The organism is Bradyrhizobium cedriense (assembly GCF_054602315.1).
The window spans coordinates 217118-240550 of sequence record NZ_JBTSWB010000007.1 but is presented as its reverse complement, the minus strand read 5'-3'; the positions used below and the strand labels follow the sequence as shown (position 1 = coordinate 240550).

Genomic DNA, 23433 nt, shown 5'->3' with positions numbered 1-23433 from the left:
CGAAACAACAGGAGACAACGATGCCCCTCGCTTCCTATCAGACATCGGTTCCGGTGGTCGTCGATGACGCCAAGTGCATCGCGGACAAGGGCTGCACCGTGTGCGTCGACGTTTGCCCGCTCGACGTCTTGCGCATCAGCGAGATGACCAACAAGGCCTACATGGCCTATGACGAGTGCTGGTACTGCATGCCTTGCGAAGCGGACTGCCCGACCGGCGCGGTTACCGTCAACATTCCCTATCTGTTGAGGTGATCATGTCGAGCCCATTCGAATCCTACGACGATCTCGAAGACGCCGACGAGCGGTTGCAGGCCGCAGATCCCGCCGAGCGCCGTGTCGCGATCATCGCGCTCGGCCATTCCGGCGACCCCGCCGCGGTCGCTCACCTCGCCAACATGGTCGCCGATCCCGATGCCGGCGTGCGGCAGCAGGTCGCGATGGCGCTCGGCGAATTCGATGGGCCGGAGGCCGCAGGCGCGCTGGTGAAGCTGCTGGTCGACCCCGAGAGGATCGTCGCGTCGGCCGCGGCCGACAGCATGGCCGAGTTCAAGGATCCCGCCTGCGCCGATATCATCCTTCCGCTGGTGAGGCATGCCCACGCCTTCGTGCGCATGGGCGCATTGCGCGCGCTGAAGGAACTGCGCCGCAAGGATACGCTGAAGCCTGCGCTGGAAGCGCTCCAGGATTCCGATGCCGCCGTGCGCGTGCAGGCGATCGGCGTGATCGGTTTCCTCAAGCTGGAAGAATCAATCCCCGCGCTGACCGCGCTGATCAACGATCCCGATGCGCATGTGCGCCGTGCTGCCGTGAGCGCGCTGGCGTTCTCGCAGATGAAACCTGCGGCGGAGACAATCACGCGCGCGCTGAAGGATGCGGACTGGATGGTTCGCGAGATGGCGGCCGAGACGCTAGGCCTCAATGCCAACGGCTCGCTCGCCGCCGACCAGCTCATCGCCTCGCTCGCCGACGAATTCTGGCAGGTGCGACTCAAGGCGATCCGCAGTCTCGGTCGGATGAAGATCGAGCGCGCGGTGCGTCCAATCGGTCATGGCGTGAACCACGACCATGCCAATTTGCGGAAAGAGGCCGCTGCGGCGCTCGGGGAGATCGCCCATCCCGACGGCGAAGCGTTCCTTGCCGTCATCGCTGACGATCCCGATCCCGATGTGCGCAAGAACGCCCGCTGGGCGCTGCAGCAGATCGCGGCGCGAAAGGCGCGGACAGGGGCATAGCCGCCGCACTGGACTTCCCGCGCCAGACGTTTATTGGTCTTCGCCAATGGGACCGGCCGCTGTGAACGCGGCCGGTCCTTAGAAACAGCGAGGGCGCGGCCATGACGACATTGACGGTGAAAGACCTTCTGCCCGAGGATGGAACACGGGGATCGCTGGCTGGTCGTGTCTGGCTGCCTCAGGTGAATGGTCCGGCCATCGTTGCCGTGCGCGGCGATGGCGTCTTTGACGTCACCGCAAAGTTTTCGACCATCAGCGCGCTGTGTGAAGAGGACGATCCGGCCAAGGCCCTTGCCGCGACCAAGGGGGAGCCCATCGGAGATCTCGAAGCGATCGTCGCCAACACGCCGCCGGACCAGCGCGATCCGAAAAAGCCGTGGTTGCTCGCACCCGTCGACCTCCAGACGCTGAAGGCCGCCGGCGTCACCTTCGCCATCTCGATGCTGGAGCGGGTGATCGAGGAGCGTGCCAAAGGCAATCCCGCTTCGGCTGAAGCGATCCGGAAGGAAGTGACGCGCCTGATCGGTGACGATCTGTCCAAGCTCAAGCCTGGCTCGGACCAGGCGATGCACCTGAAGCAGGTGTTGATCGAGCAGAACGCCTGGAGCCAGTATCTCGAAGTCGGAATCGGTCCGGACGCGGAGGTCTTCACCAAGGCCCCGACATTGTCTTCGGTCGGCACCGGCATGGATGCCGGCCTGCATCCGAAATCGACCTGGAACAATCCCGAGCCGGAACTCGTGCTGTTCGTCTCCAGTCGCGGCAAGATCGTCGGCGGCGCGCTCGGCAACGACGTCAATCTGCGCGATTTCGAAGGGCGTTCGGCGCTGTTGCTGTCGAAGGCCAAGGACAACAACGCGTCCTGCTCCATCGGGCCGCTGCTTCGCCTGTTCGATGATACGTTCTCGCTGGATGACGCGCGCAAGCTGGACATCAGCCTGAACGTGACGGGTACCGACGGCTTCGTTCTCGACGGCCATTCCTCGATCAGCAAAATCAGCCGCGATCCGACGGATCTCGTCGCGCAGACCATCGGCAAGATCCATCAATACCCTGATGGCTTCGCGCTCTTTCTCGGCACCATGTTCGCGCCCGTGAAGGATCGCGATGCGCCGGGGCAGGGATTCACCCACAAGCGCGACGACATCGTCACGATTTCAGCGCCCCAGCTCGGCAAGCTCGTCAACCGCATGCGCACCAGTGACGAGTGCGAGCCCTGGACGTTCGGCATCGGCGCACTGATGAAGAACCTGGCACAGCGGAAGCTGATTTAGTTCGCTCGGTTTTCGAGCGCACAGGCCAATCCGCAGAACGTCGTCATGCCCAGGCTCGCCCCGGGCATCCACGTTTTCGTGCCCAGCACAAATGGGCCACGTCCATTAAGGCCTACAGATTTCCTTCAACTTTCCGTTGTGGTAATAGAATAAAATCGCTTTGAGTGTGTTATCGTGCCACGCTCCCTGAAGCCCATACGTTCCCACAAAATAGTCAAATAATATGACTAGTCGGAACCTTCCGGCCGTGAAATAGTGGTGACCAATGCCATGATACCGGTCGATGGGTGCTATGATACCATAAGGTACCCACCCCGAGTACGAGACATTGGGAGATGCGCCTGATGACCCCGATAGCGCCTTGGGCGGGCGGCGCCACGTCCGCTGTGCTGCTCATGCTGCCGGCCAGCAAGTGATGCTGAGCGTGGAAGCCGCCACATGAACTCACGCATCGTCGTCATCCCGGCGCGGCGGGCTCATTCCAACCACGCGGAGGTCGCGCGCTCGATTGGAGTCGACATCATTGCCGGCCGCTACGCGGAGGGGACGCGCCTACCTGGCGATGCAGAGATGATCGCGATGTTCGGCGTGTCGCGGCCGGTGCTGCGGGAGAGCGTGAAGACGCTGGTCGCCAAGGGTCTGCTCACCACCAAGGCGCGCGTCGGCACCGTCGTGCGCGAGCGCGGCGCCTGGAACATGTTCGACGCTGACGTACTGGCCTGGCACCTCGACGCCGGCATCGACAAGCGCTTCCTCAACGATCTCGCCGAGATCCGTCTTGCGGTCGAGCCGCGCGCGGCCATGCTCGCGGCGGCGCAGCGGTCCGAGGAGGATCTCGCCGAGCTCCGCCGCAGCATGGAGCGCATGCGACGTGAGTCTTCCGACTCGGTCGGCTTTGCCGATGCCGATCTCGCGCTTCACGTGGCCGTGGCGCGCGCCTCCGGCAATCTGTTCATGCGTTCGATCGGGCATGTCATCGAGGCAGCTCTGCGCGCCTCGTTCCTGCTCAGCGCCCCCGTCGAGTCGGCGGATCGCGAAACCGTGCTGCTCTGGCATCAGAGGATCGTCGATGCCATCGCGGCGGGCGACGCCGACGCCGCCTCCGAGGCGATGGTCTTTGTCATTCACAACGGCATGCATCGCCATGAGGGCGCGGTGATCGAGGCCGCGACGGCCGAGGCGTTGAAATCTGGAGAACGATCGTGACCGAGCTTCGCATCGCCATCGTCGGGTTCGGCAAGATCGCGCGCGACCAGCATGTCGGCGCGATCGCGGCGACCTCGGGTGCAACGCTGGCGGCGGTCGCGAGCCGCAACGCCTCGCTGCCGGGCCTGCCGCATTTCGCCACCCTCGAAGAACTCCTGGAAAAGGGGCCGACGATCGACGCGGTGTCGCTCTGCACTCCACCACAGGTGCGCCGGACCCAGGCTGCGGCAGCCCTCGCCGCCGGCAAACATGTCATGCTGGAGAAGCCGCCCGGCACCGGTGTTGCCGAGCTCGATCCGTTGATCGCGATGGCGGCAGATGCGAAGCGGACGCTGTTTGCAGCCTGGCATTCTCGCCATGCGCCGGCGGTCGAACCGGCGCGGCAATGGCTCGCCGAGTGCCGCATCACCTCCGTGCACATCAGCTGGAAGGAAGACGTCCGCGTCTGGCACCCCGGCCAGGCCTGGATCTGGGAGCCGGGCGGTCTCGGCGTGTTCGATCCAGGCATCAATGCGCTCTCGATCCTGACCAAAATTCTGCCGAAGCCCGTGTTCGTCACCGCGGCCGAATTGGCCTTTCCTGCCAACTGTCAGGCGCCGATCGCGGCGAACCTCACACTGACTGACATCAGCGGTCTGCCTGTGACCGCCGAGTTCGACTTTCGCCAGACCGGGCCGCAGAGCTGGGATATTCTTGTCGAAACCGATCGCGGCCGGCTAACTCTGTCCCGCGGTGGCGCGTGCATGGCCGTCGATGGCAAGGTGCTCGCCGAGGCGCCCGATGAGGAATACCGCGGACTTTACCGGCGCTTCGTCGTTCTCGCAGCGAGCGGCGCAAGTGACGTCGATCTGACCCCGCTGCGTCTCGTCGCCGACGCCTTCCTGCTGGGCAAGCGCACGATCGTCGAGCCGTTTGTGGACTGAACATGGCCGCATCAAAAATCACGAGAGACGTCTTCGGGGCGCTGCCGGACGGCCGCAAGGTCGAACGCGTCGTACTGCGCGGGGAGGGCGGCTTCGAGGCACGGATCATCACGCATGGCGCCGTGCTTCAGGCGCTGATCGCGCCGGACGCGCGGGATGGCCTCGACGACGTCGTGCTGGGCCATGACGTATTCGCCGGCTATCTCGCCGAACGGAAGTTTTTCGGCGCGACCGTCGGCCGCTACGCCAACCGCATTGCCAAGGGCCAGTTTTCGCTCGACGGCGAGACGGTGCAGCTTGCCGTCAACAACGGCCCCAATGCGCTGCACGGCGGCCTCGATGGATTCGACCGCAAGCTCTGGGAGATTGCGGACATCGACGCGGGTGCCGAACCCGCGGTGATGCTCACCTATGTCAGCCCGCATGGCGAAGAGAACTACCCCGGCCGGCTCGATGTGCGCCTGACCTACCGCGTCACCGGCTCGGCCGAACTGTCCCTCATCATGGAGGCGCGGACGGACCGGCCGACCATCGTCAACCTCACCAACCATAGCTTCTTCAACCTCGAGGGTGCGACCTCGGGTACGTCCATTCTCGACCACAAGCTGACCGTCGCCGCAGACCATCTCCTGGCGATCGATGCGACCGCCATTCCGCTGCCGGAGCCGCCGCGCAGCGTTGCCGGCACGCCGTTCGACTTCCGTGAGCCGCGGGCGGTCGGCGAGCGGATCCGTGAGAGCGATCAGCAATTGCAGAACGGCAGGGGCTACGACCACACCTACTGCCTCGCCTGCGACGGCAAGCTCGCGTTCGCCGCCCGGCTGGAGGCCCCGCGCTCGGGACGCATCCTGGAGCTGTTCACCGATCAGCCCGGGCTCCAGGTCTATTCCGGCAATTATCTCGATGGCACGACCTCGGGGAAGGGCGGCAGGCTCATTCGTCAATCGGACGCCATGTGCCTGGAGCCTCACATCTGGCCGGACGCGCCGAACCGGCCGGACTTCCCGAGCCCGCGCCTCGACCCCGGCGAAGTCTATCGCCATCATACGGTCTATCGCCTTTCAGCGAGGTCACCATGATGGAACAGGTGCCCACGACTGTGCTCTCGGACCATCCTTGCCATCTCGGCGAAGGGCCGACCTATGACGTGACCACCGATACTGCCTGGTGGTTCGACATCCGTGAAGGGCTGCTGTTCGAGGCGCAACTCGGCAACGGCAGCATTTGCGTCCACGCGCTCGGCCGGATGGCGAGCGCGCTCGGACGCATCGATGCGGAGCGCCAACTGATCGTCGCGGAGGACGGTCTCTACATCCGCAAGCTCGCTGATGGCGCGATGACGCTGTTCTGCCCGCTCGAAGCCGACAATACCGTGACCCGCTCCAACGATGCGCGGGTGCATCAGTCCGGCACGTTCTGGATCGGCACCATGGGACGCAAGGCGGAGCCGGGGGCAGGCGCGATCTACGCCTTTCACCGCGGCAAGATCTCGCTGCTGTTCCCCCGCATCAGTATTCCCAACTCGATCTGCTTCTCGCCGGATGGTGCGATCGGCTACTTCGCCGATAGCGCGCGCGCCGTGCTCTACGCCGTTCCGCTCAATCCAGCGACCGGCCTGCCGCGCGCCGAGCCCGAGGTGCTGCTGCGCCACACCGGCATCGGCGGGTTCGACGGCTCGGTGTGCGACGCCGATGGACGGATCTGGAATGCCTGCTGGGGCGCGAGCCGTATCGATGTCTATTCTCCGCAAGGTGAGCGTCTGCGTTCGCTGAGCGTGCCGGCAAGGCAGGCGAGTTGTCCGGCCTTCGTCGGTCCCGATCTGTCGCGCCTCCTCGTCACCTCTGCCTGGCAGGACATGGACGCGCGCGCGCGCGCCGCCGATCCGCAAGCCGGTTGCACTTTTTTGTTGGAGGCATCCGCCCGCGGCCGCGCGGAACCCGACGCCAAGCTCGCATAGGAGACCAGAAACCCACGACCACGTTCTCGCCACCAAGAAAACAGTCTGACATCCAAGGGAGTGAAACATGTTGAAACTGAAGACGACATTTTTCGCGCTGGCGCTGGCCGGCGCTGCGACGATGGCCACGGGCGTCACGGCCTTTGCCCAGAAGGCGACAGTTGGCATCGCCATGCCGACGAAGTCGTCGGCGCGGTGGATCGACGACGGCAACAACATGGTCAAGGTGCTGAAGGAACGCGGCTACAACACCGACCTGCAGTATGCCGAGGACGACATTCCGAACCAGCTCTCGCAGGTCGAGAACATGGTCACCAAGGGCGCTAAAGCGCTGGTGATCGCCGCGATCGACGGCACCACGCTGTCCGATGTGCTCAAGCAGGCGAAGGCAAAGGGCATCACTGTGATCGCCTACGACCGCCTGATCCGCGGCACGCCGAACGTCGACTACTACGCGACTTTCGACAATTTCCAGGTCGGCGTCTTGCAAGCGCAGTCGATCGAGCAGGGGCTCGGGCTGAAGGAGGGCAAGGGTCCGTTCAACATCGAGCTGTTCGGCGGCTCCCCCGACGACAACAACGCCTACTTCTTCTACAACGGCGCGATGAGCGTGCTGAAGTCCTACATCGACAGCGGCAAGCTCGTCGTCGCCTCGGGCCAGATGGGTATGGACAAGGTCGCGACGCTCCGCTGGGACGGCGCAACCGCCCAGGCCCGCATGGACAACCTGCTCAGCGCCTACTACGGCAACAAGAAGATCAATGCCGTACTGTCGCCCTATGATGGCATCTCGATCGGCATCATCTCCTCGCTGAAGGGCGTCGGCTACGGCAGTGCCGGCCAGCCGATGCCGATCATCTCGGGCCAGGATGCCGAAGTGCCATCGATCAAAGCGATGCTGCGCGGCGATCAGTACTCGACCATCTTCAAGGACACCCGCGACCTCGCCAAGGTCACGGCCGACATGGTCGACGCGGCGCTCGCCGGCAAAGAGGTCGCCGTCAACGACACCAAGACCTACGAGAACGGCGTCAAGACCGTGCCGTCCTATCTGCTCAAGCCGGTGGTGGTCTACAAGGACAATTGGGAGAAGGTCCTGGTCGACAGCGGCTACTACAAGAAGTCGCAATTCCAGTAAGACTCTGCTTTGCCCAGTCATTCCGGGCGATGCGAAGCATCGAACCCGGAATCTCGAGGTTCCGGGTTCGCCCATGGGGCGCCCCGGAACGACGGCGAACATTCCAGGGACACGATCCAATGACCGCAATGCTGGAGATGCGCAACGTCAGCAAGAGCTTTGCCGGTGTGCAGGCACTGCGCGATGTCAACTTTAAGGTCGAGGCCGGGCAGATCCACGCGCTGGTCGGTGAGAACGGCGCCGGCAAATCGACGCTGATGAAGGTGCTGAGCGGGGTCTATCCGCATGGCAGCTACGAGGGCACCATCGTCTTCGAGGGCGAGGAGCGGCGCTTCCGCGACATCAATGATTCCGAGGCGCTCGGCATCATCATCATCCACCAGGAGCTGGCGCTGATCCCGCTGATGTCGATCGCCGAGAACATCTTCCTGTCGCATCCGCCGTCGAAGCTCGGGGTGATCGACCGCGATGAGGTCTACCGGCGCACGCGGGAACTCCTGGCGCAGGTCGGCTTGAAGGAATCGCCGGATACACTGATCACGGATCTCGGGGTCGGGAAACAACAGCTGGTCGAGATCGCAAAGGCGCTGTCCAAGCGGGTGCGCATGCTGATCCTGGACGAGCCGACCGCGAGCCTCAACGAGGCCGACAGCGCCGCGCTGCTCGAGCGCCTCATGAAGTTTCGCGAGCAGGGCATCGGCTCGATCCTGATCTCGCACAAGCTGAACGAGGTCGCCAAGGTCGCCGACCACATCACGGTGCTGCGCGACGGCCGCACCGTCGACAGCATCGATTGCCACGCCGAGCCGATCCAGGAGGACCGCATCATCCGCAGCATGGTGAATCGCGATCTCGCGCACCGCTTCCCGGAGCGCAGCGCGAAGATCGGCGAACCCGTCCTCACCGTCGATAATTGGTCGGTCTATCACCCCATTCATCCCGAGCGGCAGGTGATCAAGAACGTCAATTTCAGCGTCAGGCGTGGCGAGGTCGTGGGCATCGCCGGCCTCATGGGCGCCGGCCGAACCGAATTCGCCATGAGCCTGTTCGGCCGCTCCTGGGGCACGACGATCAGCGGCTCTCTCCGGCTCGAAGGCAGGGAGATGGTGCTGCCGAGCGTCGCGGCCGCGATCGACGCCGGCCTCGCCTATGTCACCGAGGATCGCAAGCAGCTCGGTTTGATCCTCGCCGACGACGTCCGCAAGAACATCACGCTCGCCAGCCTCGACCAGGTCGCGCCGCGGCGGGTGATCGACGACATCGCCGAGCTGAAAGTCGCCAGCGATTACCGCAACCGCATGCGCATCCGCTGCTCCGACGTCTACCAGGAGACCGGCCAGCTCTCCGGCGGCAACCAGCAGAAAGTCGTGCTGTCGAAATGGCTGATGACGGACCCCAAGGTGCTGATCCTGGACGAGCCGACAAGGGGCATCGACGTCGGTGCCAAGTATGAGATTTACTGTATCATCAACGAATTGGCGGAGGCCGGCCGCGGCGTCGTGGTGATCTCCTCGGAGATGCCCGAGCTGCTCGGCATCTGCGACCGCATCTGCGTCATGAACGACGGCGCCTTCGTCGGGGAGTTCAAGGGCTCAGAGGCGACGCAGGAAAAGATCATGCGCGCCATCATGCGCAATGAACGAAGCAATGGAAACGGCGCGCCCGAGGCCGTGGAGATGGGAGGAACGCAGCCATGACCGACAAGACGGTGTCGCTGCCCGAGGAGCGCCGGCACGGCAGCTTCATCAAGAACAATCTGCGCAATTACGGCATGCTGATGTCGCTGATCGCGATCATGCTGTTCTTCCAGGTCGTGACCGGCGGCACGCTGCTGCAGCCGCTCAACCTCACCAACCTGGTGCTGCAGAACAGCTACATCGTCATCATGGCGCTCGGCATGCTCTTGGTGATCGTCACCGGCCATATCGACCTCTCGGTCGGTTCGGTCGCAGGCTTCATCGGCGCCGTGGCCGCGGTGCTGATGGTGACTTACAAAGTCGACTACACGCTCGCCTTCATCGCCTGCCTTTTGGTCGGTGCCGCCATCGGCGCGGCGCAGGGCTATTGGGTGGCCTATTTCAAGATCCCGTCCTTCATCGTCACCTTGGCGGGGATGCTGGTGTTCAAGGGCCTTGCGCTCGCGGTGCTGCAGGGCCAGTCGCTCGGGCCGTTCCCGGCGACGTTCCAGAAATTGTCCTCCGGCTTCATTCCGGAATTGTTGCCCGAGGCCGGCACGTTGCATCCGACATCCATGCTGATCGGCGCCGTGCTCGCGCTCGGCCTGGTTTATGCCAGCGCCAAGGGGAGGTCGCGCGAGCAATCGCACGGAATCGAGGTCGAGCCCTATGCGTTCTTCCTCGGCAAGAGCATCCTGCTGGCCTGCGCGGTGCTCTACTTCACCTATCTGATCGCCTCGCACCGCGGCCTGCCGAACGTGCTGGTGATCATGGGCGCGCTGATCGCGCTCTACGGCTTCGTGACCCGGCGCACCGTGATCGGGCGGCAGATCTATGCGGTCGGCGGCAACGCCAAGGCGGCGAGCCTGTCGGGCATCAAGACCGAGCGGTTGACGTTCCTGACCTTCGTCAACATGGGCGTGCTCGCCGCGCTCGCCGGCCTCGTCTTCGCCGCGCGCCTCAACACCGCGACCCCGAAGGCCGGCCTCGGCTTCGAGCTCGACGTCATCGCCGCCTGCTTCATCGGCGGCGCCTCGGCCTATGGCGGCGTGGGGCGCGTCGGCGGCGCCGTGGTCGGCGCCATGATCATGGGCGTGATGAACAACGGCATGTCCATCCTGGGCATCGGCATCGACTACCAGCAGGTCATCAAGGGCCTGGTGCTGCTGGGGGCGGTGTGCATCGACGTGTACAATCAGCGGAGATGAGGGAGCTGTCGAGCGACAAGACCGCGCTCATCACCGGGCGGCGAGCCGATCATCGTCAACGCGCCCGACGATCCCCAACGCGGCATCATCCTATGGATGGACCATCGCACCGCGACCGAGGTGCGACTGATCAACGAGACCGGGGCGTGCTACGCCATATCGGGGGCTCGATCTGGCCCGAGATGGAGACGCCAAATTTGTTGTGGCTGAAGCGTCATCTGGCCAAGTCTCATGTCCGGACGTGTGGGGTCTACAAGCTGCTGCGTGAGTCGATCGCGGCAGCCGCGCGGCGATGCGCGACGTCGTGAGAGGTTGTAGCGGATGCTGATCACCTGCGGCGATGCGCTGATCGATTTCGTGCCGACGCGAAACACGGAGGGACGCGAGGCTCTGATGCCCGCCGTCGGCGGCTCCTGCTTCAACGTCGCGATCGGCATGGCGCGGCTGGGCGCGCCGGCCGGCTTCGTCGGCGGCATCTCGACCGACCTGTTCGGACGGATGATCGCCGATCATGCCGCGGCCTCGCAGGTCGAGCTGGGTTTCGCCACGCGCAGCGATCACCAGACAACGCTCGCCTTCATCCGCACCGTCGCGGGTGAGTCGCACTACGCGTTCTATGATGCCGAGACCGCGGCGCGGAATTGGACCTATCGGCGCGGGTCCATTCCATTCGCAAGTGTCGAAGCCGTCCATGTCGGCTCGACCACGCTAATCAACGACCACGGCGCGGCCGAGACCAAGGCGCTGATCGCAGACGCGCGCGCTTCGGCCACGATCTGCTTCGATCCGAACTGCCGTCCGAACCTCGTCAGCGACAAGCCGGCCTATGTCACGCGCATGAGCGAGTTCGCGCGAAGCGCCGATCTCATCAAGATGTCGGACGTCGATTTCGCCTATCTTTTCGGCGACGAGTCGTATCATCGGCGTGCGAACACGCTGCTCGCACAGGGCACAAGCCTAATCGTCATCACCCGTGGCAACGATGGCGCGATTGCGTGGCACGCCAGGGCAGGGCAGATCGAAGTCCCCGCGCTAAAGGTCGAGGTCGCCGACACCATCGGCGCCGGCGACAGTTTTCAGGCGGCGCTGCTCTTCGCCCTGAGCAAGCAGGGGCGCATCGCTCGGCCGCGACTAAAGGACATCGGAGCGGACGAACTCCGCCGCGCACTGTCCTTTGCCGCCAATTGCGCCGGCTTGACCTGCACCCGCCCGGGCGCCGATCCACCGTGGAGCCATGAGATCACATGGAGTCCGTAGGGGAGTGCTGGCTCACAGCCGGGCGACCACTTTCTCGGCGCATTTGAGAAAGGTTCGGATCAGCGGGCTGTGTGAGTCCCGCCGCCAGCACACCGCAATGTCGATGGAGTCGGTTGCATCCCGCAGCGGCCGGAACACGATGCCTCGCGGCGCGCCGAGCTTGGCGCAGGCGGGCAGGATCGCAAACCCCTCGCCGGCCAGCACGAGGCTCATCGCCGAGTGCACGGTCTCCACCCGGCTGGCGATCGGCATCACCACCTGATGTCGCCGCAGCAACGCCGTCACCGCAGAGGAGGCGGCATCCTGGTCCGGCCGCGGCAGCGCGATCAGCGGTCGGCCGTGCAATTTCGCCATCGGCACCGCGCCGAGAGAGCGGCGAGCGGACCGGCATCGCCAGCATGAGAGGTTGCGCGCCGATCCGCGCCACCTGGATCTCGGGATGGTTGATCGCCGGCATGCACAGCGCGACCGTGACGCTGCGGTCGAGCAGCCGTGCCTCGCGCGTCGATGCACTGAGCTCGGCGAAGTCGAGGTCGACGCCGGGAATGGACCGTCGCAACTCCGGGATCAGGCGCGGCAGCATCGCATTCGCCAGTGCGAACATGTATCCGACAGAGATCCGTCCGCGCTTTCCGGCTGCGACCGCGCGCGCGGCTTCGACGCCGTCGGCCGCCAACGCCAGCGCTTCTCCGGCACGCGTTAGCAGGGCCTGGCCGGCCTCGGTCAGGTCCATGCCGCGCGTGCCGCGGCGGAACAGCGGCGCGCCGACTTCGGCCTCGAGCTTGCGGATCTGCACCGAGAGCGGTGGCTGCGCCATCCGCAGCCGCTCGGCGGCCTTGCCGACGCTGCGCGCCTCGGCGACGGCGACGAAATAGCGGAGCCGGCGAAGATCCATTGGCATACCGAAAACATATGGGACGACGACCAAAATTGTATTGGACGGCGAGTTAACAAGGCTGTCATTCTTGCTGTCAATGTCTTCGGGCCAATGGCGGCCCGCTTCGGAGCGCGATGTGACCATGAATGGCGATCCCTGTCGCTTGTCGGCAACCGAGCTGCGCGGCCTCATCGCCGGAAAGCGGATTTCGCCGGTCGAGATCGTCCGAGCCGTTCTTGCGCGCGCCGAGGCGCTGCAGCCTGAGCTCAACTGCTTCATAACCCTGTGCGGCGATGAGGCGATGGCAGCGGCGCGCGAGGCCGAGCGCAAGGTGACGGCCGGCGAACCGCTCGGCCTGCTGCACGGCATCCCTTTCACCGTCAAGGACATCGTCAAGACCAAGGGCGTCAAGACCACCTTCGGGGCCGTTCCCTACAAGAATAATGTCCCTAACGAGGATGCCGTGGCGGTGGCGCGACTGCGCAGCGAGGGCGCGATCCTGATCGGCAAGACCACGACGCCGGAATTCGGCAGCAAGTGCCTCACTGACTCGCCCCTGTTCGGTCGCACCCGCAATGCGTGGGACGCACGCCGGTCCTCCGGCGGCTCCAGCGGCGGCGCCGCGGTCGCCGTTGCTAGCGGCATCGCGCCGCTTGCCATCGCGACCGACGGTGGCGGCTCTACGCGAATTCCGGCCGCCTGCAACGGCGTGGTGGGCTTGAAGCAGAGCAACGGCGTCATCCCGCACAGCCAGGCGCTGGATGCGTTCGGCAACCAGACCTATGTCACGCCGACCACCCGCACCGTCGCCGACACCGCGTTGATGATGCAGGCGATGTCGGGCGAGGATGCCAGCGATCCTTGGTCGATTGGCGTTCCCGCGCCCGATTTTGTCGGCACCGCCGCCCCGCGCGGCGATCTGCGCGGGCAGAGGATCCTATACTGCCTGACGCCGCCGGGCCGTCCGGTGTCCACTGACGTCGCCGCCAATTTCAAGGCGAGCCTCGACAGGCTGGCGAGCCTTGGCGCAGAGCTGGAGGAATTCTCCGGCGACGGTTTCGACGTTGAGCCGATCTGGCGTGCCATCAACCACACGGTCTGGCGCACGCGCTTCGCAAAGCTGGCGACCGAGCACAAGGACGAGCTGAGCGAGGCGTTCCTCAAGCAGCTTGCGCTCGCCACCGAGGTCAGCGGCGTCGACTACCAGGAAGCGATGTTCGCGCGCACCGCGCTGTTCAGGCGGGTGCAATCGCTGCTTGCGCGCGGGCACCTGTTGGCGATGCCGACACTGACGCGCACCGCATTGCCGATCGAGCAGGACCTGTTCGGCACCATCGAGATCGACGGCAAGCATTTCGACAGTGTCCGGCCGCACTGGTTCCCATGGACCATGCCGTTCAACATGACCGGCCATCCGGCCGTGAGCCTACCCAGCGGTTTCGGCCGCGACGGTCTGCCGATCGGGCTTCAGCTCGTCGGCCGCTTCCGCGCCGACGCGGAACTGCTGCGTGCGAGCGCGCTGGTCGAGGCCTCGCACGATCTTCTCTCGCGTTGGCCCGCGTGAGGAGAGGAGCATGCAGCAAAGAGCTTGCCTCAGGCGTCCGGACATGTTGATCGTGCTTGGGTTGAGCCCCGAAGCCGAGCGCGCATGAGCGTCTTTCTCCTCCGACGTCTGTTGACCCTGCTGGCGACGCTGGTCGGCGCCTCGCTGATCATCTTCCTGGTGCTCGACGCGCTTCCCGGCAACGCCGCGCAGATGCTGATGGGCGCCGATGCCTCGGCGGATGCGGTCCGCGCGCTCACCGTCAAGCTCGGGCTCGACCAGCCGTTGGCGGTCCGCTACCTGCAATGGATCAAGGGACTTCTCTCCGGCGATCTCGGCAACAGCTACGTCTACGGCACGCCGGTCGCCAGCCTGATCGCGGAGCGGCTGGTGCTGACCATTCCGCTTGCGATCATGGCGATGACCATCACGGTGACGCTGGCGCTCTCCGCCGGCATCTACACCGCCGCCAATCACAACAGGCTCGGCGATGTCGGCGTGATGTCGTTGACCCAGGTGGGCATCGCGTTGCCGAACTTCTGGTTCGCGATCCTCCTGGTGCTGTTGTTCTCGGTGCGGCTGCAATGGCTCTCGGCGGGCGGTTTTGCCGGATGGGAGGACGGCATCTGGCCGGGAATCAAGTCGCTGCTGTTGCCGGCGATTTCGCTTGCGGTGGTGCAGGCCGCCATCCTCGCGCGCGTCACACGCTCGGCGGTGCTGGAGGTGTTGCGCGAAGACTTCGTCCGCACCGCGCGTGCAAAAGGGCTCGGCAAGCGCGAGGTGCTGTGGCGCCACGTGCTGCGCAACGCCATGATCCCGGTCATGACGGTGATGGGGCTGCAATTCGCCAACCTTCTGGCCGGCACCATTGTGATCGAGAACGTGTTCTACCTGCCGGGCCTCGGCCGGCTGATCTTCCAGTCGATTGCCAACCGCGACCTGATCGTGGTGCGCAATTGCGTGATGCTGCTCGCCGCCATGGTCGTCATCGTCAATTTCGCGGTCGATGTGCTCTATGCCGTCATCGATCCCCGTATCAAGGTCCACGACCTGTGAGCGCGCCCCTGACAATTGACGCGCCGATCGCAACGCGGCCGCTCCCGGCCCGGACGTTCTGGCGCCGCGCGCTGCGCCATCGCAGCTTCGTGCTCGGCGGCGCGCTGACGCTGCTGGTGGTCGCCTCGGCGCTGCTGTCGCTGGTGTGGACTCCGTGGTCGCCCTACGAAATCGACATCGCCTCGAAACTCCGGCCGCCGTCTTCGTCGCATTGGCTCGGCACCGACTCCTTCGGCCGGGACGTCGTCTCGCTGCTGCTTGCGGGGGCGCGCTCCACCATCATGGTCGGCATCATCGCGGTGAGCATCGGTCTGACCTTCGGCGTCTGCCTCGGCCTGACGGCCTCGGCCAGGCGCGGCTGGACCGAGGAGATCATCATGCGCTTCGCCGATTTCAGCTTCGCCTTTCCGGCGGTGCTCTCCGCGATCATGCTCGCAGCGGTGGCGGGGCCGGGCATGGTGACCTCGATCGTCGCAATCGGCATCTTCCAGATCCCGACGCTGACACGGCTGACGCGCGGCTCCGCCAACGCGATCTGGGCGCGCGAGTTCGTGCTGGCGGCACGTGCTGCTGGCAAGGGACGCTTCCGCATCACGATCGAGCACGTCCTGCCCAACATCCTGTCGATCCTGATCGTGCAGGTCACGATCCAGTTCGCGCTCGCCATTCTCGCCGAGGCTGCCTTGTCCTATCTCGGCCTCGGCACGCAGCCGCCGCAACCGTCCTGGGGCCGGATGCTGAACGATGCGCAGACGCTGCTGTTCCAGTCCCCGATGCTTGCGGTCTATCCCGGCGTTGCGATCGCGATCGCGGTGCTCGGCCTCAATCTTCTCGGTGACGGATTGCGCGACCTGCTCGATCCCAGACTGGCGCGGGAGCGGTGATCATGGGCGAGCGCCCGACCATGCCGCTGATCGAAGTCAGCAATCTCGGCATCCGCCTCAACACCAGCCGCGGGCCGGCACAGGCCGCGCGCGGCGTCAGCTTTACCTTGAAGCGCGGCGAGACGCTGGGGCTCGTCGGTGAATCCGGCTGCGGCAAATCGGTCACGGCACTCTCGCTGATGGGCCTCTTGCCGGACAGCGCGGTCGTCAGCGGCAGCATCAGGCTGGATGGCGATGAGCTCGTCGGACTTTCGGACGCCGACTATTGCCGCCTGCGCGGCAACCGCGTCAGCATGATCTTCCAGGAACCGATGACCTCGCTCAATCCGATGCACACGATCGGCCATCAGGTGGCCGAGCCGCTGCGGCGTCACAAGAATTATTCGGCCTCGCAGGCCCGGCGCGAGACGATCGCGTTGCTCGACCGCGTCGGGTTGCCTGATCCGGCGCGGCGCGTCGATGCCTACCCGCACCAGTTCTCCGGCGGCCAGCGCCAGCGCATCACGATAGCCATGGCGCTCGCCTGTGAGCCCGACCTGTTGATCGCGGACGAGCCGACCACCGCGCTCGACGTCACCATCCAGGGCCAGATCCTCGACCTCATCGCCGATCTCGTCGAGGAGCGCGGCATGTCGATGATCCTGATCTCGCACGATCTCGGCGTCATCGCCGAGAACGTGCAGCGGATGATGGTCATGTATGGCGGCGCCGTCGTCGAGAACGGGCCGACCGACGAGGTGTTCCGGCGCATGGGGCATCCCTACACGCAGGGCCTGTTCCGTGCCCGGCCGAAGCTCGGTGCGCGCAAGGGAACGCGGCTGATGACCATCCCAGGCACGGTGCCGGAGCTCGCCGATCTGCCTTTCGGCTGCACCTTCTCCGATCGCTGCCCACTCGTGATCGATCAGTGCCGCGCCGCGCTGCCGCAGGTGGTGGAGGTCGGACCTGGCCATGGCGTGCGCTGTATCAGGACGGATGTCTCGATGGCAGAACGCGTCGGAGCGCTGACCGCATGACCGCCGCGCCGCTTCTCGACGTCAGGGATCTCGAGCAGCGCTACAGGCTGCCCCGCGAAAGCCTGTTCCGGTCGCCTGGACAGGTGCGCGCGCTGAACGGCGTGAGCGTGCAGGTCCAGGCCGGCAAGAGCCTCGGCGTCGTCGGCGAGTCCGGATCGGGCAAGTCGACTTTTGCGCGGGTGGTGATGGCGCTGGAGCGGCCGACTTCGGGAAAGGTCGCGCTGCTTGGCCGCGATCTCAACCATATCCCGGCCGACGAGCTGCGCCGCGCCCGGCGCGATTTCCAGATGGTGTTCCAGGACCCCTATGGCTCGCTCGATCCGCGCCAGACCATCGCCCGCATCGTCGCCGAGCCGTTGACCGTGCTGGATGGCGCCGACCGCACGACGTTCCGCGAACGCGTCGCGGCGGTGCTGCGCCAGGTCGGCTTGCGCGATGCGGACATGGAGAAATATCCGCACGAGTTCTCCGGCGGTCAGCGCCAGCGCATCGCCATTGCGCGCGCCCTGATCACGCAACCGAAGCTGATCGTCGCCGACGAGCCGGTCTCCGCGCTCGACGTATCCGTGCAGGCGCAAGTGCTGAACCTGATGCAGGACCTCCAGGAGCAGTTCGGCCTCAGCTACATCCTGGTCAGCCACGACCTCGCCGTCGTCGACTATCTCTGCGACGAGGTCGCGGTGATGTATCTCGGTCGCATCGTCGAGCAGGGCTGCCCCGAGGATCTGTTCGAGCGCTGCGCCCACCCTTACACGCGGGCGCTGCTGGATGCGGTGCCGCGGGCGCGCCCCGTCAGTGGCCGGCGGCGGCGCGGGGCCCAGCCGGTCGCCTCGCATTCGGCGGCGGCGACCGGATGCCCCTATGCCGCGCGCTGTCCGCTCGCCGACCAGCATTGCCGCGAGGTTCCGCCTGAGTTACGCAAGGTCGGCGAGGGGCACCTTGCCGCCTGCCACAAGGCCGAAGCCGTGATGGCGTTGCCGCAGGCGGTCATGGAAGGTTAGTGTCCACCGTGAATTGGCATAGGCCGGAAAGTCAGCAGGCCGGGGAGTTATGCATGTTGAGGAAACTATCGATCATCGCCTTCGCCGCCGCCCTCGTCGCAGCGCCTTTGCCGGCATCGGCGCAGTCCAAGAAGGACAGTGTCGTCATGGCGATGGCACTGGAGCCGCCGGGCCTCGATCCCACCAATGCCGCCGCCGCCGCGATCGCCGAAGTCACGCTCTACAACATCTATGAGACGCTGACCAAGATCAACGAGGACGGCTCGGTCTCGCCGCTGCTGGCCGAGAGCTGGACTGCATCGCCCGACCTGAAGACCTATACGTTCAAGCTGCGCAAGGGCGTCAAATTCCACAACGGCGAGCCGTTCAATTCCGCGGCGGTGAAGTTCTCGTTCGAGCGCAACGCCGCGCCGACCAGCACCAACAAGGACAAGAGCCTGTTCCAGGCCTTCGAGAAGGTCGATGCGTCCGACGCCGACACCATCGTGATCACCTTGAAGCATGGCGAGCCGAACCTGCCGTTCCTGCTCGGGCAGGCGAGCGGCTCGATCGTGGAGCCGAAGAGCGCGGGCACCAATGTCACGCAGCCGGTCGGCACCGGGCCCTATCAGTTGGGAGCTTGGGCCAAGGGCTCTTCGATCACGCTGTCCAAATGGGCCGACTACCGTAACGCCGCTGCGGTCAAGCTGTCCAAGGTGACGATCCGCTTCATCTCCGAACCGGCGGCGCAGACCGCCGCGCTGCTGTCGGGTGACGTCGATGCGTTCCCGCGTGTCGCCGCACAGCGCGCGCTCGCGCAGTTCAGGGCCGATCCGCGCTTCAACGTCCAGGTCGGCGGCTCCAGGGCCAAGACGATCGTCGGCATCAACCACCGGAAGAAGCCGCTGGACGACGTTCGCGTCCGCCGCGCCATCCTTGCCGCGATCGACCGCAAGGCGATCATCGAGGGGGCGGTCGACGGTTTCGGCACGCCGATCGGCAGCTTCTACGTGCCGGGCGCGCTGGGCTTTGTCGACACCACCGGCATCAACCCCTACGATCCCGAGAAGGCCAAGAAGCTGCTCGCCGAGGCCGGCGTGACCACGCCGCTCGAGCTCTCGCTCAAGCTGCCGCCGCCGTCCTATGCGCGGCAGGGCGGCGAGATCGTCGCAGCCCAGCTCGCCAAGGTCGGCATCGTCGCCAAGATCGAGAACGTCGAATGGGCGCAATGGCTCTCGCAGGTGTTCGCGCCCAACGGTCCGCACAATTTCGATCTCACCATCGTCAGCCATGTCGAGCCGTTCGATCTCGTCAAGGTCACCGAGCCGGACTACTATCTCGGCTACAACAACGAGAGGTTCAACGCGCTCTACAAGCAGATCGTCTCGACGCCGGACGAGGCTGCCCGCGCAAAACTGCTCGGCGACGCGCAGCGCATGCTCGCGACCGACGCCGTCTCCGCCTACCTCTACCAGCCGCAGCTGATCACGATCACCAACAAGAAGCTCAAGGGCGTCTGGAAGGACGTGCCGCAATACGAGAACGATTTCTCGACATGGTATTGGGAGTAGCGACTGCTCCGTTGGAGAGGGCGGCTCCGCTAATAGACACGGACTCGCTCGGGTGAGGGGTATGCCTCCGCGTACCCTCTCTGACTCTTGGGCAGCTTTATCCGCGGATAGAGATCCTCATCCGGCGCTTCGCGCCACCTTCTCCCACAAGGGGGGAGGAAGAGCGCAAGAACAAAATCTGAAAACAACCCCATGCACAGTAGACGGGGTTAGTTATTTCAATGGCTTGCACAGCTGGTCTGAAATACTTGCCCAAGCCGGCGAGTGCCCTTGACCCGTCGGGCAAAACACTGACATGATGTCTTATCGGTAATTCCGAATGAAGTGCGGAGCGTCGGATCGTGACGCCGACTACCGACGATGAATTGAAGTTTGCCAATCCACGTACTGCGGCCGGCCTCACGCTGGAGTTCGCGTTCAAGCAAGCAGTAATGACCTGAGCGCTGCTTACGCTGTGACCGTCATCGATCGTGACGCTTGCACTGGGAGGCTATGATGAAAAGTCTGGCGGCAGCGGTATGTCTTTGGCTCGGGACTTTCTCAACCGTCGCGCTTGCGGGACCTGCGGATGAGGCCAATGCGGTCATCGACCAATGGTCAGCGACGTACACTGCAAACGATCGTGATGCGCTCGTGGCTCTGTACGCTCCCGACGCGATCCTTCTCGGTACGACGAGCCCGGTGATGTCCGAAGGCGCGGAAGGAATCCGGAAATATTTCCAGGATCTGCCGGGGAGCGGTCGCAAAAACACGATTGTCGAGCGACGGACAATCGTTCTCGACGAGGCGTCCGTCGTGGGGACCGGATTCTACAATTTTGCTCGGGCTGCAGAAAACGATGCTCCCCGGCCATCGCGCTTTACCATGGTGCTCGCAAAACGAGAGGGGCGATGGATGATTGTCCACCACCATTCGTCGCCGTTGTCGGCCACTCGCCAATGACGATCGCAAGTTTTCTGGCCGCAATGCGCCGGTCTGGAGATCCGAAGCGGCGCATCGTTTGGGAACGATGCGTCGCTCGTTAGATCAGGCGGCCTTGAGATCAAGCCGCTTCCGCGTCGACGTTGCCGATCCAGTTGCGGGCCAGCGTGACGTCGGCTTGCGACAATTGATGGCCTGCGGGCAGCACCTTGTGCTCGACACGCGCCCCGGCTTGCGACAACAGCGCCGCAAGCTTTGCGGAATTGCTCGCCGGCACGATCGGGTCGGCCTGCCCGGACAGCAGCAACACCGGCTTGCCGCCGAGTTCGGCCTTGGGCGGGTCCGACAGCGGCACCATGGCCCGCAGCAGGATCGCACCCGCAAGCGCCTCCGGCTTCAGCAGCAACACCGCCGCGGCGATGTTGGCACCGTTGGAGAAGCCGACCGCGACCGGCGCGGCGAGGCCGTATTGTTGCCTCGCCTCGGCGACGAAGTCGCCAAGCTCGTGCGCGCGCCGGCGCACATCCTCCTCGTCGAATATGCCTTCGGCGAGACGGCGGAAGAAACGCGGCATGCCGTGCTCGAGCACGCGGCCGCGCGGCGAGAGCAGGGCGGACTCGGCCGAGATCATCCTGCCAAGCCCGAGCAGGTCGTTCTCGTCGCCGCCGGTGCCGTGCAACAGCAGCAGAGGAGGGGAGCCCGCGCTGGTCGCGGGCTCGAAACGATGGATGAATGCACTTGCGGTCATGACACGGTCTCCTCCAGGCTCGGCAGCACGTCCTCGATCTGCTTGCGCTGCGCTTCGAGGAAACTCGGCAGCTTCAGCTCACGCCCCAGCGTCGCGACGGGCTCATCGACGGCAAAGCCGGGGATGTCGGTCGCGATCTCGAACAGCACGCCGCCGGGTTCGCGGAAGTAGATAGAGCGGAAGTAGTTGCGGTCCCTCTGCTCGGTCGGGTGCAGTCCGTGATTGTTGACGAGCTTCTGCGCCATCTTGCCCTGCTCGGCATCGTCGGTCGCGCGGAAGGCGATGTGGTGCACCGAGCCGCCGCCCTGATGTCCGCGCAGAAAGCCCTTGGCCTCGTAGATGTCGACGACGCTGCCTTCGGCATCGCCCGGTGCCTTGAAGCGGATCACGGACCCCTCGCGTCCGGTCTCCTTGAAGCCAAACACGTCGGTGAGGACGGAAGCCGTCTTCGCTGCGCTGTCGAGCAGCAGGGTCACGCCGTGGAAGCCGCGGATCGCATGCTCGGTCGGGACGTCGCCGTTGCTCCAGCCGGGTTCGTTCTCGGCACCGGGAACGCCGACCAGCGCCAGCGCCATGCCATCCGGATCAGTGAACGGCAGCACGGATTCGCCGAAACGCTTCTCCAGCGCCTCGTACGCGATGCCCTTCTCGGTGAAGCGCTGCGTCCAGTAGCCGAGCGAGCGCTGCGGCACGCGGAAGGCCGTCTGATGGGTCTCGCCGACGCCGCGGCGTCCGGCGGGGACGCCCGCCCAGGGGAAGAAGGTCAGGATGGTGCCGGGACGGCCGGTCTCGTCGCCGTAATAGAAATGATAGGTGCCGGGATCGTCGAAATTGACCGTCTTCTTGACGAAGCGCAGGCCGAGATCCCTGGTGTAGAAGCCGAAATTCTTGATGGGATCGCCGGCGATCGCGGTGACATGGTGCAGTCCAGACATTGTCGTCCTCCAAGATTCGGGGAGCGGTCTTGCTCTGGCCGGAAATATCGTTCCGCTTTGGATTGGAGACAATCCATGCAAATATGACCGCTATGTCTATGATTTGGAAACAATCGTTGGGGCGAGCCCGTGGATAAGCTCGGCAGCCTCCGGGCTTTCGTGAAGGTGGTCGAAAGCGGCAGCTTTGCTGAAGCCGGCCGCCAGCTGCGGCTGTCGCGCTCGGCGATCAGCAAATACATCGCCGACCTCGAGGAGAGCCTCGGCGTCCAGCTGTTGAACCGGACCACGCGGCACGCCAGCCCGACCGAGGGCGGCCAGCGCTATTTCGAGCGCGCGGTCGTGATCCTCTCGGAAATCGAGGCCGCGGATCAGGCGGTGGCGCAGGCGCAGTCGGCGCCGCGCGGCCTGTTGCGGGTCAACGCGCCGATGTCGTTCGGCACGATGCGGCTCGGGCCGGTACTCGCCGATTTCATGGCGCGCTATGGCGAGCTTCAACTCCAGATCGTGCTCAGCGACGATCTGCTCGATCCCGTCCAGGACGGTTTCGACGTCACGCTACGCATCGCGGAATTGGAATCCTCGAGCCTGATCGCCCGCAAGATCATGCCGGTGGCGCGCATGATCTGCGCTTCGCCGGATTATCTCGCGCGTCACGGCACGCCAAAGCATCCGCAAGATCTGCGCGAGCACGCCTCGCTGACCTACGGCTTCCTGCTCACCGGCAACCAGTGGAAGCTGACCGGTGCCGACGGCGATCACTGGATCCAGCCGGCCTGGTCGCTCTGCGTCAACAATGCCGAGGTGCTGCGCGACGTCGCGATCAAGGGCAGGGGGCTGGCTCTGCTGCCGGAGTTCATCGCGGCTGATGCGTTGCGGAAAGGCGATCTGCGTACGGTGCTGGATGAGTATGCCGCGCCGCCGCTCGCGCTTTACGCGGTCTATCCGCCGACGCGGCATCTGTCGGTGAAGGTGCGGCTGTTTATTGATTTTCTGGTGGAGCGGTTTGGCGGGCTGTGACGCACGCTGATG

General features: G+C 65.0%; 21 protein-coding genes and 2 pseudogenes. 20 read left to right on the top strand and 3 right to left on the bottom strand.

Features of this window, described 5'->3' with window-relative positions; translation table 11 throughout:
* Positions 1-20: 20 nt before the first annotated feature.
* From ACYCVF_RS26565 to ACYCVF_RS26510, 12 genes and pseudogenes are all read left to right on the top strand, one after another.
* Positions 21-254, top strand: coding sequence for a 4Fe-4S dicluster domain-containing protein (locus tag ACYCVF_RS26565; protein WP_011085981.1), 234 nt, complete (start codon positions 21-23; stop codon positions 252-254).
* A gap of 2 nt (positions 255-256) precedes the next feature.
* Positions 257-1234, top strand: coding sequence for a HEAT repeat domain-containing protein (locus ACYCVF_RS26560; protein WP_459601295.1), 978 nt, complete (start codon positions 257-259; stop codon positions 1232-1234).
* Positions 1235-1335: 101 nt separating this feature from the next.
* Entirely contained in the window at positions 1336-2508 is a 1173-nt protein-coding gene (locus ACYCVF_RS26555; protein WP_459601293.1) for a fumarylacetoacetate hydrolase family protein, read from the top strand.
* 438 nt (positions 2509-2946) lie between these two features.
* Positions 2947-3714, top strand: coding sequence for a FadR/GntR family transcriptional regulator (locus tag ACYCVF_RS26550; RefSeq protein WP_459601291.1), 768 nt, complete (start codon positions 2947-2949; stop codon positions 3712-3714).
* Positions 3711-4637: a Gfo/Idh/MocA family protein gene (locus tag ACYCVF_RS26545; RefSeq protein WP_459601289.1), complete on the top strand. Its 927-nt coding sequence runs from the start codon at positions 3711-3713 to the stop codon at positions 4635-4637. Before ACYCVF_RS26550 ends, ACYCVF_RS26545 begins: the two co-directional genes overlap by 4 nt.
* A gap of 2 nt (positions 4638-4639) precedes the next feature.
* Positions 4640-5716 (top strand): aldose epimerase family protein, encoded by a 1077-nt coding sequence (locus ACYCVF_RS26540; RefSeq protein ID WP_459601287.1) that lies wholly within the window; start codon positions 4640-4642, stop codon positions 5714-5716.
* On the top strand, positions 5716-6594 hold the full coding sequence (locus ACYCVF_RS26535; RefSeq protein WP_459606691.1) for an SMP-30/gluconolactonase/LRE family protein: 879 nt from the start codon (positions 5716-5718) through the stop codon (positions 6592-6594). The genes ACYCVF_RS26540 and ACYCVF_RS26535 overlap by 1 nt, the downstream gene beginning before the upstream one ends.
* 67 nt (positions 6595-6661) lie before the next feature.
* Complete coding sequence (chvE, locus tag ACYCVF_RS26530) at positions 6662-7732, top strand: multiple monosaccharide ABC transporter substrate-binding protein (RefSeq protein WP_459601285.1); 1071 nt, start codon at positions 6662-6664, stop codon at positions 7730-7732.
* Between the two features lie 119 nt (positions 7733-7851).
* Positions 7852-9429, top strand: a complete 1578-nt coding sequence (gene mmsA, locus ACYCVF_RS26525) for a multiple monosaccharide ABC transporter ATP-binding protein (protein WP_459601283.1) — start codon at positions 7852-7854, stop codon at positions 9427-9429.
* Positions 9426-10616 carry a multiple monosaccharide ABC transporter permease gene (gene mmsB / locus ACYCVF_RS26520; RefSeq protein ID WP_028177154.1) on the top strand — a complete coding sequence of 397 codons (1191 nt, stop codon included), beginning with the start codon at positions 9426-9428 and terminating at the stop codon, positions 10614-10616. Before mmsA ends, mmsB begins: the two co-directional genes overlap by 4 nt.
* 33 nt (positions 10617-10649) lie before the next feature.
* A pseudogene (locus tag ACYCVF_RS26515) lies at positions 10650-10846 on the top strand (ribulokinase); the annotation flags it as partial.
* 91 nt (positions 10847-10937) lie between these two features.
* Positions 10938-11873, top strand: coding sequence for a carbohydrate kinase family protein (locus tag ACYCVF_RS26510; RefSeq protein ID WP_459601281.1), 936 nt, complete (start codon positions 10938-10940; stop codon positions 11871-11873).
* A gap of 12 nt (positions 11874-11885) precedes the next feature.
* Here the strand turns inward: ACYCVF_RS26510 and ACYCVF_RS26505 are convergent.
* Positions 11886-12768, bottom strand: a pseudogene (locus tag ACYCVF_RS26505) (LysR family transcriptional regulator).
* Positions 12769-12892: 124 nt separating this feature from the next.
* On the opposite strand from ACYCVF_RS26505, the gene ACYCVF_RS26500 reads away from it, so the two are divergent.
* From ACYCVF_RS26500 to ACYCVF_RS26470, 7 genes are all read left to right on the top strand, one after another.
* The gene (locus tag ACYCVF_RS26500) at positions 12893-14314 is read left to right on the top strand and encodes an amidase (protein WP_459601803.1); all 1422 of its coding nucleotides are present in this window, start codon (positions 12893-12895) and stop codon (positions 14312-14314) included.
* A gap of 84 nt (positions 14315-14398) precedes the next feature.
* Positions 14399-15349 carry an ABC transporter permease gene (locus ACYCVF_RS26495; protein WP_459601279.1) on the top strand — a complete coding sequence of 317 codons (951 nt, stop codon included), beginning with the start codon at positions 14399-14401 and terminating at the stop codon, positions 15347-15349.
* Positions 15346-16233 carry an ABC transporter permease gene (locus ACYCVF_RS26490; RefSeq protein ID WP_459601277.1) on the top strand — a complete coding sequence of 296 codons (888 nt, stop codon included), beginning with the start codon at positions 15346-15348 and terminating at the stop codon, positions 16231-16233. The genes ACYCVF_RS26495 and ACYCVF_RS26490 overlap by 4 nt, the downstream gene beginning before the upstream one ends.
* Positions 16234-16235: 2 nt before the next feature.
* Complete coding sequence (locus ACYCVF_RS26485) at positions 16236-17249, top strand: ABC transporter ATP-binding protein (protein WP_459601275.1); 1014 nt, start codon at positions 16236-16238, stop codon at positions 17247-17249.
* Positions 17246-18250 (top strand): ABC transporter ATP-binding protein, encoded by a 1005-nt coding sequence (locus ACYCVF_RS26480; RefSeq protein WP_459601273.1) that lies wholly within the window; start codon positions 17246-17248, stop codon positions 18248-18250. The genes ACYCVF_RS26485 and ACYCVF_RS26480 overlap by 4 nt, the downstream gene beginning before the upstream one ends.
* A 53-nt stretch (positions 18251-18303) precedes the next feature.
* Complete coding sequence (locus tag ACYCVF_RS26475; protein ID WP_459601271.1) at positions 18304-19800, top strand: ABC transporter substrate-binding protein; 1497 nt, start codon at positions 18304-18306, stop codon at positions 19798-19800.
* A gap of 495 nt (positions 19801-20295) precedes the next feature.
* Positions 20296-20742 (top strand): SgcJ/EcaC family oxidoreductase, encoded by a 447-nt coding sequence (locus ACYCVF_RS26470; protein WP_459601269.1) that lies wholly within the window; start codon positions 20296-20298, stop codon positions 20740-20742.
* 100 nt (positions 20743-20842) lie between these two features.
* Here the strand turns inward: ACYCVF_RS26470 and ACYCVF_RS26465 are convergent, their stop codons facing one another.
* Together ACYCVF_RS26465 and ACYCVF_RS26460 are read right to left on the bottom strand one after the other, a co-directional pair.
* Positions 20843-21469 (bottom strand): alpha/beta hydrolase, encoded by a 627-nt coding sequence (locus tag ACYCVF_RS26465; protein ID WP_459601267.1) that lies wholly within the window; start codon positions 21467-21469, stop codon positions 20843-20845.
* Positions 21466-22404, bottom strand: a complete 939-nt coding sequence (locus ACYCVF_RS26460) for a ring-cleaving dioxygenase (protein ID WP_459601265.1) — start codon at positions 22402-22404, stop codon at positions 21466-21468. Before ACYCVF_RS26460 ends, ACYCVF_RS26465 begins: the two co-directional genes overlap by 4 nt.
* 129 nt (positions 22405-22533) lie before the next feature.
* Between ACYCVF_RS26460 and ACYCVF_RS26455 the strand changes: the two genes are divergently transcribed.
* Positions 22534-23421 (top strand): LysR family transcriptional regulator, encoded by an 888-nt coding sequence (locus tag ACYCVF_RS26455; RefSeq protein WP_459601263.1) that lies wholly within the window; start codon positions 22534-22536, stop codon positions 23419-23421.
* Positions 23422-23433: the final 12 nt, after the last annotated feature.

What these genes read in the sequence shown, in the direction of transcription:
- ACYCVF_RS26555 (WP_459601293.1), top strand. Translation starts at nt 1,336, where the DNA reads ATGACGACATTGACGGTGAAAGACCTTCTGCCCGAGGATGGAACACGG.
- ACYCVF_RS26480 (WP_459601273.1), top strand. Translation starts at nt 17,246, where the DNA reads ATGACCGCCGCGCCGCTTCTCGACGTCAGGGATCTCGAGCAGCGCTAC.
- ACYCVF_RS26460 (WP_459601265.1), bottom strand. Translation starts at nt 22,404, where the DNA reads ATGTCTGGACTGCACCATGTCACCGCGATCGCCGGCGATCCCATCAAG.
- ACYCVF_RS26470 (WP_459601269.1), top strand. Translation starts at nt 20,296, where the DNA reads ATGAAAAGTCTGGCGGCAGCGGTATGTCTTTGGCTCGGGACTTTCTCA.
- ACYCVF_RS26465 (WP_459601267.1), bottom strand. Translation starts at nt 21,469, where the DNA reads ATGACCGCAAGTGCATTCATCCATCGTTTCGAGCCCGCGACCAGCGCG.
- ACYCVF_RS26565 (WP_011085981.1), top strand. Translation starts at nt 21, where the DNA reads ATGCCCCTCGCTTCCTATCAGACATCGGTTCCGGTGGTCGTCGATGAC.
- ACYCVF_RS26495 (WP_459601279.1), top strand. Translation starts at nt 14,399, where the DNA reads ATGAGCGTCTTTCTCCTCCGACGTCTGTTGACCCTGCTGGCGACGCTG.
- ACYCVF_RS26485 (WP_459601275.1), top strand. Translation starts at nt 16,236, where the DNA reads ATGGGCGAGCGCCCGACCATGCCGCTGATCGAAGTCAGCAATCTCGGC.
- ACYCVF_RS26475 (WP_459601271.1), top strand. Translation starts at nt 18,304, where the DNA reads ATGTTGAGGAAACTATCGATCATCGCCTTCGCCGCCGCCCTCGTCGCA.
- mmsA (WP_459601283.1), top strand. Translation starts at nt 7,852, where the DNA reads ATGACCGCAATGCTGGAGATGCGCAACGTCAGCAAGAGCTTTGCCGGT.
- ACYCVF_RS26535 (WP_459606691.1), top strand. Translation starts at nt 5,716, where the DNA reads ATGGAACAGGTGCCCACGACTGTGCTCTCGGACCATCCTTGCCATCTC.
- ACYCVF_RS26540 (WP_459601287.1), top strand. Translation starts at nt 4,640, where the DNA reads ATGGCCGCATCAAAAATCACGAGAGACGTCTTCGGGGCGCTGCCGGAC.
- ACYCVF_RS26500 (WP_459601803.1), top strand. Translation starts at nt 12,893, where the DNA reads ATGAATGGCGATCCCTGTCGCTTGTCGGCAACCGAGCTGCGCGGCCTC.
- ACYCVF_RS26510 (WP_459601281.1), top strand. Translation starts at nt 10,938, where the DNA reads ATGCTGATCACCTGCGGCGATGCGCTGATCGATTTCGTGCCGACGCGA.
- chvE (WP_459601285.1), top strand. Translation starts at nt 6,662, where the DNA reads ATGTTGAAACTGAAGACGACATTTTTCGCGCTGGCGCTGGCCGGCGCT.
- mmsB (WP_028177154.1), top strand. Translation starts at nt 9,426, where the DNA reads ATGACCGACAAGACGGTGTCGCTGCCCGAGGAGCGCCGGCACGGCAGC.
- ACYCVF_RS26560 (WP_459601295.1), top strand. Translation starts at nt 257, where the DNA reads ATGTCGAGCCCATTCGAATCCTACGACGATCTCGAAGACGCCGACGAG.
- ACYCVF_RS26550 (WP_459601291.1), top strand. Translation starts at nt 2,947, where the DNA reads ATGAACTCACGCATCGTCGTCATCCCGGCGCGGCGGGCTCATTCCAAC.